Raw genomic sequence first — 12,577 nt, forward strand, 5'->3', positions numbered from 1 at the left:
TCTTCATATAAATTCCTTGCCAGGCCCTGAGGGATCGCCCATGCATATCCTGGCGGAGCTCTTCGACAAGGCAGCGGGAACGCGCATCACGCAAATCCCGTATCGCGGCAGCGCGCCCGCCATCGTGGACTTGGTGGGCGGACAGGTTCCGCTGATGTACACGACGCTCGGACCCATCGTCTCCTACGTCGCTGAGGGCAAGCTCCGCCTGCTGGCCGTCGCCGACGCGCAGCGGTCGCCCTTCGCTCCCGACGTGCCCACCTTCACCGAGCTAGGCTACAAGAATGTCGAAGTCGGAGCCTGGCAGGCTCTCCTCGGGCCACGCGGTCTCCCGGCCGACGTGGTCCAAAAGCTCAACGCAGCCGTCAACGAGATCATCAAGATGCCGGACATCGTCTCCCGGACCCAAGTGATGGGCCTCACGCTCACCGGCGGCGCGCCGGAGACCTTGGCCCGGCGCATCGCTGCCGAAGACACGCGCTACGCCCGCCTCATCAAAGAATTCGGCATCCAGGCGAACTAAGAAGCACCGCTATCCCCGGCGTCAGCGCTTTGCGGGCTGACGCTGCCACCCTCCCCGTGCCCGGCGCGGGCACGCATTCCTTTGGAAGACAACATGTTCAAGGTCGGTCAAACCACCATGAAGCGGTATGCCTTTGCCTGCCTGTTGGCCGGCATGGGAGCCGCCCACGCCCAAACCACCGGCGTCACCGTGTACGGCGTCGCCGACATGGGTTTCGTGCACGAAAGCGGTGCCGCCGATGGCTCGCGCAACAAGCTCACCAGCGGCATGATGTCCGGGTCGCGCCTGGGCTTCCGCGGACACGAGGACCTCGGTTCAGGATTGAGCGCGTTCTTCACGCTGGAAGCCGGCATCCTCATGGACACTGGCATGTCCGGCCAAGGCGGAACCTTGTTCGGCCGGCAGGCGCTGGTCGGGCTGGGATCGCCCTACGGCCGGGTGAGCCTAGGTCGCCAATACACCACGGTGGCCGTTGCGCAGGTCGAGTTCGACCCGTTCTCGACCGGCATGGCCGGTACCTCCGCCAACCTGATCTCGGCAGGCGGTCGCGGCGGCAACAACCGCGCCGACAATACAGTCAAGTACAACTCGCCTACGCTGTACGGCTTGGAGCTGGAAGCCTCCTACGCCCCGGGCGAAACGACGAACGGCAGCACCAACGACCAGTATGGCGCCTCCCTGGGTTACGCGCAGGGGGCATTCCGCGGGAAGATTGCTTACGCCAACGCCAAGGATGCGAACGGTCCAGGCAGGGATGCCAAGGAAACGTTCCTGGGCGTGCGCTACGACTTCGGTCCGGTAATCGGCTATCTAAACTACGTCATCAACCGGGGCGCCATCGTCCCCGGCACGCCGAATTACAAATCGCAGGACATTTTGGTCGGCGCCGTGGTGCCCATGGGCCGCGGGCGCGTGATTCTTTCCTACATCAACAAAGACGACCGCACGGCCGACGATTTCGACGCGCAACAGTATGCGATCGGCTACGTCTACGCGCTGTCCAAGCGCACCAGCCTGTACGCGTCGTATGCCTACATCCACAATAAGGCCGCCAACACCTCCCCCACGGGCTTCTATCGGGTGTGGAACGCCAATGACGTGGGCAACCTGACCGCGGGCAACCGAGCGTTCAGCTTCGGCATCAATCACCAATTCTGATCCGATGGCCGCCCCGGAGCGGGGCACCTCCAGGGAATGCCCTGCGGAACAGCGCGGCGGTCCGCGGGGTGGACCCCGGCCCCCCCGGTTTACACTGGCACCCATGAGTGCCTTATTGCTGACGCCGGAACAGCGGCAGATCGTCTCGCAGAGCAGCAGATTCCTGCTCATCGAAGCCGTGGCCGGTTCCGGCAAGACCACCACGCTGGCGCATTGCGTGGCGTACCGCGAGCGCCAAGGAACGCCGGCCGAGGAAATCCTGGCACTGGTGTTCACCGATGCCGCCGAGCAGGTTTTCCGCCGCCGCCTTGCCGAGGCAGGGGCCTCCCGCGCCGTGGGCGTAGCCACGTATTCGGCATTTGCGCGCACGATATTCCAAGCCTGGCAGGCGCAAGGATTGATTGAAGGCGCCGAGGTGTACCTGGGCAATGCCGAAGCAATGCGCCCCTACGTCTTCGAGGCAATCGAGGAAGCCGCCGCCGACCCCCGCGCCGACCGAGACTACGCCTACGACCTGACCAACCTGCACGCGGAAATCGTCATCAACCAGCTCTCGCGCCTCAAGGGAACCTTGGCGCTCGCCCGCCATGCCGACGCATCGGACGCGGAACTGGCCGAAGAGCTCGACCTGCCGCGGGGACTGGTGTCCATCTGCCGCACTTACGAGCGCTTGCGCCGACTCGAGGCCGGCCACTTCGCCTTCCAGAGCGAACATGACCTGGTCACCGACGTGCTCGCGGTCTGCGACGAGTTACCCGACGTCGTCGCTCTACCCTGCCCCGCCCTCATCGCGGCAGACGAATGGCATGACGCCAATGCTGCCCACATCACCCTGCTGCGCCGCCTCACAGGACCGGGCACCCGCATCATCGCGGCGGGCGACAAGGAACAAGTCGTCCACGCCTGGAACGGCGCCGACCCGCGCTACATGGGTGCGGCCTTCGAAGAGGCGTTTCCCGGCACCCGGCGACTGCCGCTGAGCCGGTCGTTCCGCTGTGGCCCCACGCTGGGCGCCTGCGCGCAGGCGCTCACGTCGCAAGAGTTCCTGTCCGGACGCCAAGGCGACACGGAGGTGGAAATCGTCCACTACGACGGCAGCGCAGAGGATGGCGCCGCCAAAGTCGCGGACCAACTGGCGCGGGTGGCATCGGCCGGCGGCGGGCGTGACCTGGCCAATTGCGCCGTCATCTTGCGCGACGCCCACCAAAGCATCGCGCTGGAAAACGCGTTGATCGCCCGCGACGTCCCCTACGTCACCGAAGGCTGTCCCAGCTATTTCGACCGGATCGAGATACTCATGCTGCGCGGCATTCTCCATATTGCGCGGGGCTCAATGGCTCCGGTGCGCGACCGGCGCGAGGTCGGGGCCGTATTGCGCGCGCTGGGGCTATTCGCAGGCCTGACCCATACCGAAAAGGAGTGGGCGGAGGCGGAGCGCACGATCGCGACCGATCCCGACACCATCCGCTATTTCTACAGCGGCCAATTGAGCCGCACGTCCGAAACGCAAGAAGCCGTCGACCCGGCGACGCGCCGCTGGCGCGCCCGCTTCGCCGACGTATGCAATGACCTGATCGCACGGGCCGCGCACGTCCCTGCCGGCGAACTGCTCGCCCTGGCCGCCGAAGCGCTGCAGCTCGTTTCCGTGACTCGCAGGCTCTTCGTGCACAAGCAGGACGCCCATGCGGTCTCCGCCTCCATCGACGGGTTCATCGGCTATGCCCGCTTGACCGCGCTCGACGCGGCGGGCTTGCTCGACCACCTGCACCAGGCGCAGAAGCGCGCCGGCACGCTCAAGCAACGCCAATACGCCGTGACGCTCACGACGGCGCGGGCAGCCAAGGGCAAGGAGTGGCGCTACGTCCACATTCCCTTCGTGGCCGACGGCGAGTTTCCGCAGGCACAGGCCGAGCCCGGAGAAGAACGGAGGCTGTTCTATGTCGCGATCACGCGAACCAGCGACCAGCTGTTTCTCTACACTCCGGCGGGAAAAGAAAGTCATTTCATGCGCGCGCTCGACCTCCCCGCTGCGCGGCGCGCGGCGCGTGCATCCCCCGTCGTGCCACCAAGCCGGCCCCGCATCTACCTGGATGTGCCCTACGCAGAGAAAGACGCGGCCAAACAGCTGGGCGCGCAGTGGGACAACGTGCAGAGGAAATGGTGGATATCGGCCGCGATGCCGAAACGGCCTTTCAGTAAATGGCTGCCGTCCGATGACGACGGCGGCCGATCATGAAACAATCGGCAGTACCCGCTAGCACTTCCGCATAGCATCATGCAGGAACGACCGCCATCGCCGCATCCCAGCCCCCTCGTCAGGGGTTTGGCGCTGCTTGCGGCGGCGCTGTGCTTGGCGCTAGGCATCGTTGGCATCTTTGTGCCGGGGCTGCCGACGACGGTATTCATCTTGCTGGCGGCTTGGTTCGCTGCTCGCGGCTCGCCCCGCTTGCTGGCATGGATGGAAAATCACCCCCTGTTCGGACCGATGATCCGCAACTGGCGCACACAGGGTGCGGTCAGCCGCCGGGCGAAGTGGAGCGCAACGCTCATGATGGGCGCATGCGCCGCGCTGCTGTTCATCACGCCTGCCCCGCCCTGGGCCGCAATTCTCGCCACCGGCTTCATGGCGACGGTTGCGATTTGGTTGTGGATGCGACCGGAACCCCTGGGCGACCACTCACCCACCGAACGTCGTCGCGACGATGCTTCCGGAAACCGCACTTGACGATTTGTTACCTCACCATGCCTGCGGCGGCAGTCTGGTTCGTCGCCTCGTCGATCAGGATGAACGCGCCGGTAGCCGGTATGTCGTCGTAGCGATCAAGGGCGAGCGCATCGCGCGTAGCCAGCTCCACGCGACCAATGTCGTTCATCGCAAAAGGCGCCTCGTTCCCAGGAATCTCTCCCAACTCATGGATGTCCCGCCGCGACAGCACGCCCTTGATCTTGGCAGAGGTCAGGCGGGTGCCGTGCTTCAACAGGTATTTGCGTGCCGGGTTCAAAGGCTGCGTGTCCAGCCAGCATAGGTCGGCCTGGAACTGCCGCGACACCGTGGCCGGCGCGGACTCATGCACCAGCACGTCTCCACGCGAAGCATCCACGTCTTCATTGAGCACGATGGTGATCGAATCCCCCGCCACGGCATGGTCGACCTGCCCGCCGTAAACCACCAGCGACTTCACCGTGGCCGTCACGCCGGAGGGCTGGATCTGCACGCGATCACCGACGCGCACGGACCCGCTCGCGACCTGCCCCATGTACCCGCGGAAATCATCGGCCCGGTCCCCACCATGGCGCGCGACCATCTGGACCGGAAAGCGGAAGGCCTTGGCCGGTGCATCAGCCCGCACCTCCAGGCGCTCGAGCAGCTCCAGCAAAGCCGGACCGTCGTACCATGGCGTGCGTGCCGACTTGCCCACGACGTTGTCGCCGGTGAGCGCCGAAAGCGGCAGGATGTGGAAACCCGCAATCCCCAGCTTGGCCGCCAGCACGCCGTAAGCATCGCGGATGCGCTCGAACGCGGACTGGCTCCAATCCACGAGATCCATCTTGTTCACCGCCACGACGATGTGGCGGATGCCGAGCAAATGGGCAAGCGTGCTGTGCCGCTTGGTTTGGGTCAACAGCTGGCCGTCCGCGACGCGCGTCGCATCGATCAAGATGACGGCGACGTCGGCGGTCGATGCGCCCGTCACCATATTCCGCGTGTACTGCTCATGGCCGGGCGCATCGGCAATGATGAATTTGCGCGCTGGCGTCGAGAAATATCGATACGCCACATCGATGGTGATGCCTTGCTCCCGTTCAGCCTCCAGGCCGTCGGTGAGCAGCGACAGGTCGATGGTATTGCCTACCGTGCGCTTGTACTTGGCGCGCGAAATGGCATCAAGCTGGTCGGCGAACACCCCTTTGCTGTCGTAGAGCAGCCGCCCGATCAGCGTCGACTTGCCGTCATCCACGGAACCGGCCGTGATCAAGCGCAACACTCCGTTGTCGGCGGCGGAGAAAAATTCGGGATCGGTCATGACGTTCATCAGAAATATCCTTCCTTCTTGCGGCGCTCCATCGAAGCCTCCGAGGTCTGGTCATCCATGCGCGTGGCGCCCCGCTCGGTGATGTCCGTCACCGCGGTCTCGGCGATGATGGCCTGCGGGTCGGCAGCCTCGGACGCCACCGGGCAGGTGCACGAAATGTCGCCCACGGTACGGAATCGGACCGACAGGTTCTCCACGCGCTCGCCTTCGCGCGGCGGCGTCAACGGCGTCACCGGCACCAGGAGGCCGTTGCGCCGGACCACGTCGCGCCGATGCGCGTAATAGATCGAGGGCAGCGCCAGGTTCTCGCGCGCGATGTATTGCCACACGTCGAGCTCGGTCCAGTTGGAGATCGGAAATACCCGCATGTTCTCCCCGGCGTGCACCCGGGTGTTGTAGAGGTTCCAGAGCTCCGGCCGCTGCGCCTTCGGATTCCATTGGCCGAACTCGTCGCGGAACGAAAAAATGCGTTCCTTGGCGCGCGCCTTCTCTTCATCGCGCCGCGCACCCCCTATGCAGGCGTCGAAACCGAATTCCTCGATGGCCTCGAGCAGCGTGACGGCCTGGGCCGCATTGCGCGAATCGGTTTCCTTGCGCAGCACGACGGTGCCGCGCCGGATGGAGTCCTCCACGCTGCGCACGATCAACGCTTCGCCCAGCTCGGCCGCGCGTGCGTCGCGGAATGCGATGACTTCGTCGAAGTTGTGCCCGGTATCGATGTGCATCAGCGGAAATGGAAACTTACCGGGCCTGAATGCCTTTTCCGCCAGCCTGAGCAGCACGCAGGAATCCTTGCCTCCGGAAAACAGCAGCACTGGCCGGGCGCATTCGGCCGCGACTTCGCGCATGATGAAGATAGCTTCTGATTCCAGCCAATCGAGATGGCTGCGCGTAGTGTTCGAGATGGCGGGCATGGTTCAGGCTGATGACTTGGTTGTAACGACGGAGACCGGAATGGCCGACAGGTTGCCGGCATGCAAGCCGCATTCTTTGGAGTCGGACGACTCCCACCACCAGCGGCCGGCGCGCAAGTCCTCGCCTGGCCGGATGGCGCGGGTACAGGGCTCGCACCCGATGGAGGGATAACCGCGGTCGTGGAGCGGGTTGTAGGGAATGTCGAAGGCGCGAATGACGGCCCAGACTTCCTCGTGGGTCCAAAGCGCGAGCGGGTTGTATTTATGCAAGCCAAATACCGGGTCGTGCTCGTCGAGCGGCAATTCCCCGCGCGTCACGGCCTGTTCGCGCCGCTGGCCCGTGATCCACGCGCTGCGGCCCGCCAGCACTCCGCGCAGCGGCTCGACCTTTCGGATTTCGCAACAGGCCTTGCGCAGCGCCACGCTTTCATAGAATGCGTTCTGGCCGTGCGTGCTGACGTACTTTTCGACCGCCGCCGGATCCGGGCGGACGACGTGAATGGAGCGACCATAGCGCTCAGCGATGCGATCGACCATCGCCACGGTCTCGGTATTGAGCCGCCCCGTGTCGAGCGTAAAAATGTCGATCGACAGGTCGTTCTCGAAGACGGCATGCGTGAGCACCATGTCTTCGGCGGCCAGCGAGGAGGCGAGCGCCACGTCGGCATGCGAGCGGGCGACCTGCGCCAAGCGCTCCACCAGTTCGCTCCACCGCGGCGCAATTGAAGAAGAGGTAGCGGTCATTCCTGGACGGGATCCCATTTGTCAGGTGAGGAACACCTGGGCATTGCGCGGCTTCACCAAGAGTGCCTCGCCGCCTTTCAGGTCGAGCTGCCGGAACACCTCGGCGGGCAGTTGGACCTCGATCGGTTCATTCGACCCCTGGCGGGTCAATTCGAGATAAGCACTCGGGCCAGACAGGTAGGCACGGTTGAAGATCGTCACCAGGCCGACATCGCCTTCGCTGTATCGCTGCACGTCGAACTCGTGCGGCCGCACGTAGGCGGTGGCGTTGGCGTGTTGGGCATCCGCCAGCTCGGGCGTGGGAATGGCCAAACCGTCTACATGCAGAACGCCCGCGTGGGCTTTGCCGCGGAACTGGTTCACGTCGCCTAGGAACCCGTAGACGAAGGGCGTGGCCGGCCGCTCCCAGACTTCCGTCGGGGTCCCGACCTGCTCGATGCTGCCGGCATTCATCAGCACCACGCGATCCGCCACTTCCAGGGCCTCCTCCTGGTCGTGCGTCACGAACACGCTGGCCACGTGCAGCTCATCGTGCAGGCGGCGCAGCCACCGCCGCAGCTCCTTGCGCACTTTCGCATCGAGCGCGCCGAACGGCTCATCGAGCAAGAGCACGCGCGGTTCGACCGCCAGCGCGCGCGCCAACGCGATACGCTGGCGCTGGCCGCCAGAGAGCTGCGACGGATAACGGTCGGCCAGCCAATCGAGCTGGACCAGGTTGAGCAGGCGGTGGACCTTCTCCCTGATCTGTTCCTCCGAAGGGCGCTGGCTGCGAGGCTTGACGCGTAAGCCGAACGCCACGTTCTCGAACACCGTCATGTGGCGAAAGAGCGCGTAGTGCTGGAACACGAATCCGACCTGGCGTTCGCGCACGTGCACGTCGGTGGCGTCCTCACCGGAAAAATAGACGCTGCCCTCGTCGGGCGTCTCCAATCCCGCGATGATGCGCAACAGGGTAGTCTTGCCGCAGCCGGACGGCCCGAGCAGGGCCACCAACTCTCCTGACTCGATATGCAGCGACACGTCCTTGAGGGCTTGGAAACTCCCGAAACGCTTGGATAGATTGCGGACTTCAATACTCATGTTTTCGTTCCCTGCGGCGATCAGCCGGCCGCCTTCAATTGCAGCGGCACGGCGCCTGGAAATTCGGAGGCTGGCTGGTCGTCGACCAGCTTGGCGCTGCGCCATTCAACCACGCTCTTGAGAATGAGGGTCACGAGCGCCAGCAACGCGAGCACCGAGGCTACGGCGAACGACGCCTGGTACGCATACTCGTTGTAGAGAATCTCGACGTGCAGCGGGATGGTGTTGGTCAGGCCGCGCACGTGACCCGACACGACCGAAACGGCACCGAACTCGCCCATGGCCCGCGCATTGCACAGAATGACCCCGTAAAGCAGGCCCCATTTTATGTTGGGCAGCGTCACCCGCCAGAACATCTGCCAGCCCGACGCCCCCAGCGTCAGCGCCGCCTGCTCCTCCTCGCTTCCCTGCGCCTGCATGAGAGGGATCAACTCGCGGGCGATGAAGGGAAAGGTCACGAATAGCGTCGCCAGCACCACGCCGGGAACGGCATAGACGATCTTGACGTCGTGGGCCTGCAAGAAAGGCCCCAGCCAGCCGTGCGTGCCGAAAAGCAGGACGTAGATGAGGCCGGCCACGACCGGCGAGACGGAGAACGGCAGGTCGATGAGTGTCACCAACACCTGCTTGCCGCGGAAGCGGAACTTGGTAATCGCCCACGCTGCGGCTACGCCGAGCAGCAGGTTCAACGGGACGGAAATGCCAGCGACCGTCAGCGTCAAGCGAATGGCAGCCAGGGCGTCGGGCTCTACCAACGCCTCGACATAGAGCTCCCAGCCCTTCTTGAACGCCTCGGCGAACACGGCCGCCAGCGGCAGCAGCAAGAACAACCCCAAGAATCCGAGCGATCCAATGAGCAGCAAGCTCCTGACCCACGGCGGCTCGCTCAAGTGAGGGGATGACCGTGCAATCACGCTCATGGCGCCCTCCCCGCCCCACGCCTGGCCTGCCACCATTGCAGCAGGTTGATGACCAGCAGCATCACGAACGCCAGCATCAACATGACCATGGCGATGGCCGCGGCACCCGCATAGTCATACTGCTCCAGCTTGGTGATGATGAGCAGCGGCGTAATTTCCGACACCATGGGCATGTTGCCCGCGATGAACACTACCGATCCGTACTCCCCCACCGCGCGCGCGAACGCCAGCGCAAAGCCCGTGAGCAACGCCGGCATGATGGTAGGAAGCAGCACGCGAACGAAGGTTTGCGAGCGGCTTGCGCCGAGGCTCGCGGCCGCTTCCTCGAGCTCGCGCTCGGCATCTTCGAGCACGGGCTGCACAGTCCTGACGACGAAGGGCAAGCCGATGAATATCAGTGCGACGACGACGCCCAGCGGCGTGTAGGCGACCTTGACGCCGAGCGGTTCGAGCCAGCGGCCCATCCATCCGTTGGACGCATAAAGCGCCGTGAGGGAAATGCCTGCAACGGCGGTAGGCAAGGCAAAGGGCAGATCGACCAGCGCATCGACAATGCGCTTGCCCGGGAAATCATAGCGAACGAGCGTCCACGAAACGGCCAGGCCCGCCACCAGGTTGACCAGCGCGGCAACCAATGCAGCACCAAAGGTGAGCCGGTAGGAAGCGACCACGCGCGGCGCACTCACGGCGCCCCAAAAAGCGTCCCAGGACAGCGTCGCGCTCTTGAAGAACAGGGTCGAAAGCGGAATCAATACGATGAGGCTCAGGTAGAACACCGTGAACCCCATGCTTAGCCCGAACCCGGGCAGGATGCCGTACCGATTCGCACGCCGCGGTTGCGGCCGGGCCGTGCTCAGCGCCCCGAGGGTAGAAGTGGAAGACATGGACTGCCGAATATCACTGAATGCTCGAAACGGCGGCCCCGTTTCTGCGAGCCGCCGTCGCCTCGTTTCCTCCAACTTGGCTACGTCACCTCAACGCTTGCCCGGTTGGTAGAGTTGGTCGAAGGTTCCACCATCCTCGAAGTGCGTTTTCTGGGCCTTCTGCCATCCCCCGAAGACATCGTCGATCGTGATGAGGTTCACTTTCGGGAACGCCGACGCATATTTGGCTGCTACGGCGGGATCGCGCGGGCGGTAATGATTCTTCGCGATGATTTCCTGCGCTTCCGGCGTATACAGGTATTCCAGATAAGCTTGCGCGGCCTGGCGCGTACCCTTCTTGTCGACGTTCTTGTCCACCAATGCCACGGGTGGCTCGCAGAGGATGGAGAGCGAGGGAGCGACAATGTCGAACTTGTCCGGACCGAGTTCCTTCAGCGACAGCAGGGCTTCGTTCTCCCAAGCCAGCAGCACGTCGCCCTGGCCGCGCTCGACGAAGGTCGTGGTCGCGCCGCGCGCGCCGCTGTCGAGCACCGGCACGTGCTTGAAGAGTTCGGCAATGAACTCACGCGCCTTGGCTTCGTTGCCGCCCGGCTGTTGCAGGGCATAGGCCCACGCGGCGAGATAGTTCCAGCGGGCGCCGCCGGAAGTCTTGGGATTGGGCGTGATCACCGACACGCCGGGCTTGATCAGATCGCCCCAATCCTTGATCCCCTTGGGATTGCCCTTGCGCACGAGGAAGACGATGGTGGACGTATAAGGCGAGCTGTTCTGCGGCAGACGCTTTTGCCAGTCGGCGGGAAGCAACTTGCCGTGTTCGTGCAATGCATCGATGTCATAGGCGAGCGCCAGCGTCACCACGTCGGCATCGAGGCCGTCAATGACGGCGCGCGCTTGCTTGCCGGACCCACCGTGGGACTGGCGGATCGTGACGTCGATGCCGGTCTTCTTCTTGTAAGCGGCCGAGAATGCCTTGTCCAGGTCTTTATAGAGCTCGCGTGTCGGGTCGTACGAAACGTTCAGCAGTGTCTGCTTCTGCTGCGCGGCGGCGGGCCACGCGGCCATGGCCGCCAGCGCCAGTACGGCTACGCCCAGATTTCTTCCCGACAACCAACCCATGCTCGGCTCCAATGAATTTGAAGGAGGTGGAATGATCGGACAAAAGCCCGGGTGTAGGGAACGATATCTTTGCTGGTTGCTTATTCCGCGCCGATATAAACCGGCACGGACATAGAACCAGGTTTCCGTTATGAACCCGCGCTAGTAGGAAATATTCAATTCTTCGTTCTCTTTTTCGCGCCCGCGACGGAACATGGGCGGTCGTCTGCGTACGCAGCCGCTGCAGGAGGACTGTCTTGAATTTCCAGCAACTACGCTCGGTGCGCGAGGCACTGCGCCGTAATTTCAACCTCACGGAAGTCGCGAACACCCTCTATACGTCGCAGCCCGGCGTCAGCCGGCAGATACGCGAATTGGAAGACGAATTAGGCACGGCCATCTTCGAGCGCGCGGGCAAACGCTTGACCGGCCTGACCGAACCAGGGAAGGAAATCGTCAAGATCATCGACCGGCTGCTGCTGGAACAGGAGAACCTCAAGCGCGCCGCGCAGGATTTCAGCATTCGAAACCAGGGCCGGTTATCCATCGCCACGACCCACACCCAGGCTCGGTACGCCCTGCCCGTCGTGATCCAGGCATTCCGTCGCCGCTTCCCGCAAGTGCACCTCAATCTGCAGCAGGGATCGCCGCAGCACATCGCCGAATGGGTGGCCAACGGGCAGGCTGACATCGGCATCGCAACCGAAGGACTCGCGCAGGACATCCGGCTCGTGACCTTTCCCGGCTACCGTTGGAGCCACATCATCGTTGCGCCCCCAGGCCATCCGTTGCTGGACATCGTACAGCCCTCGCTGGAGGCCCTCGCGCGCCACCCCATCGTCACTTATGACACGGGCCTGACCGGGCGTCCACACATCGACCAGGCCTTCGCCAGCGCCGGCATCGCGCCAAACATCGTGCTGACCGCCATGGATGCCGACGTCATCAAGACCTATGTCGCGGCGGGGCTAGGCATTGGAATCATCGCCGCGATGGCATACGACAGCAACGAGGATGCAAAGCTGCGGGCAATCCCGGCGGACCACCTTTTTGTATCGAACATGACGCGGGTCGCCGTGCGCCGGGGAGCCTTGCTACGCAATTTCGCCGTCGCGTTCATCGAAATGTTTGCGCCTCACCTGGACCAAGAAACCATCACGGCCCAACGGCAGGACGGCGCTGCCACGCACTACGCGGCCGAAGCGGTCGATGCCTGACAACGAAG

12 protein-coding genes are annotated in these 12,577 nt (G+C 64.0%); 5 read left to right on the forward strand and 7 right to left on the reverse strand.

Features of this window, described 5'->3' with window-relative positions:
* Window positions 1-40: 40 nt before the first annotated feature.
* The 4 genes from IRZ12_RS02465 to IRZ12_RS02480 all read left to right on the forward strand — a co-directional run bounded on the left by IRZ12_RS02465 (window position 41) and on the right by IRZ12_RS02480 (window position 4,406).
* Window positions 41-523: a tripartite tricarboxylate transporter substrate binding protein gene (locus tag IRZ12_RS02465; protein WP_296463730.1), complete on the forward strand. Its 483-nt coding sequence runs from the start codon at window positions 41-43 to the stop codon at window positions 521-523.
* 93 nt (window positions 524-616) lie between these two features.
* A complete protein-coding gene (locus tag IRZ12_RS02470) occupies window positions 617-1,681 on the forward strand; it encodes a porin (protein WP_296463731.1) in 1,065 nt (354 codons plus the stop codon).
* Between the two features lie 103 nt (window positions 1,682-1,784).
* A complete protein-coding gene (locus tag IRZ12_RS02475; protein WP_296463732.1) occupies window positions 1,785-3,917 on the forward strand; it encodes an ATP-dependent helicase in 2,133 nt (710 codons plus the stop codon).
* 39 nt (window positions 3,918-3,956) lie between these two features.
* Window positions 3,957-4,406 carry a YbaN family protein gene (locus IRZ12_RS02480; protein ID WP_296463733.1) on the forward strand — a complete coding sequence of 150 codons (450 nt, stop codon included), beginning with the start codon at window positions 3,957-3,959 and terminating at the stop codon, window positions 4,404-4,406.
* Window positions 4,407-4,413: 7 nt separating this feature from the next.
* Here IRZ12_RS02480 and IRZ12_RS02485 read toward each other — a convergent pair whose 3' ends face one another.
* The 7 genes from IRZ12_RS02485 to IRZ12_RS02515 all read right to left on the reverse strand — a co-directional run bounded on the left by IRZ12_RS02485 (window position 4,414) and on the right by IRZ12_RS02515 (window position 11,373).
* Window positions 4,414-5,715, reverse strand: a complete 1,302-nt coding sequence (locus tag IRZ12_RS02485) for a GTP-binding protein (protein WP_296463734.1) — start codon at window positions 5,713-5,715, stop codon at window positions 4,414-4,416.
* Window positions 5,715-6,629, reverse strand: a complete 915-nt coding sequence (gene cysD / locus IRZ12_RS02490; protein ID WP_296463735.1) for a sulfate adenylyltransferase subunit CysD — start codon at window positions 6,627-6,629, stop codon at window positions 5,715-5,717. Before cysD ends, IRZ12_RS02485 begins: the two co-directional genes overlap by 1 nt.
* A 3-nt stretch (window positions 6,630-6,632) precedes the next feature.
* Window positions 6,633-7,373, reverse strand: a complete 741-nt coding sequence (locus IRZ12_RS02495; protein ID WP_296463737.1) for a phosphoadenylyl-sulfate reductase — start codon at window positions 7,371-7,373, stop codon at window positions 6,633-6,635.
* Between the two features lie 21 nt (window positions 7,374-7,394).
* On the reverse strand, window positions 7,395-8,453 hold the full coding sequence (locus IRZ12_RS02500) for a sulfate ABC transporter ATP-binding protein (RefSeq protein WP_296463740.1): 1,059 nt from the start codon (window positions 8,451-8,453) through the stop codon (window positions 7,395-7,397).
* Window positions 8,454-8,473: 20 nt separating this feature from the next.
* Window positions 8,474-9,373: a sulfate ABC transporter permease subunit CysW gene (gene cysW, locus IRZ12_RS02505; protein ID WP_296463742.1), complete on the reverse strand. Its 900-nt coding sequence runs from the start codon at window positions 9,371-9,373 to the stop codon at window positions 8,474-8,476.
* Window positions 9,370-10,257 carry a sulfate ABC transporter permease subunit CysT gene (gene cysT / locus IRZ12_RS02510; protein ID WP_296463744.1) on the reverse strand — a complete coding sequence of 296 codons (888 nt, stop codon included), beginning with the start codon at window positions 10,255-10,257 and terminating at the stop codon, window positions 9,370-9,372. Before cysT ends, cysW begins: the two co-directional genes overlap by 4 nt.
* 90 nt (window positions 10,258-10,347) lie before the next feature.
* Window positions 10,348-11,373, reverse strand: a complete 1,026-nt coding sequence (locus IRZ12_RS02515; protein WP_296463745.1) for a sulfate ABC transporter substrate-binding protein — start codon at window positions 11,371-11,373, stop codon at window positions 10,348-10,350.
* Window positions 11,374-11,609: 236 nt separating this feature from the next.
* Here IRZ12_RS02515 and IRZ12_RS02520 point away from each other — a divergent pair, with 236 nt between their 5' ends.
* The gene (locus tag IRZ12_RS02520; protein ID WP_296463747.1) at window positions 11,610-12,569 is read left to right on the forward strand and encodes a CysB family HTH-type transcriptional regulator; all 960 of its coding nucleotides are present in this window, start codon (window positions 11,610-11,612) and stop codon (window positions 12,567-12,569) included.
* The last annotated feature ends 8 nt before the right edge of the window (window positions 12,570-12,577 follow it).

Origin of the sequence: Pigmentiphaga sp., assembly GCF_019689535.1 — a bacterium.
GTDB lineage: Bacteria > Pseudomonadota > Gammaproteobacteria > Burkholderiales > Burkholderiaceae_B > Pigmentiphaga.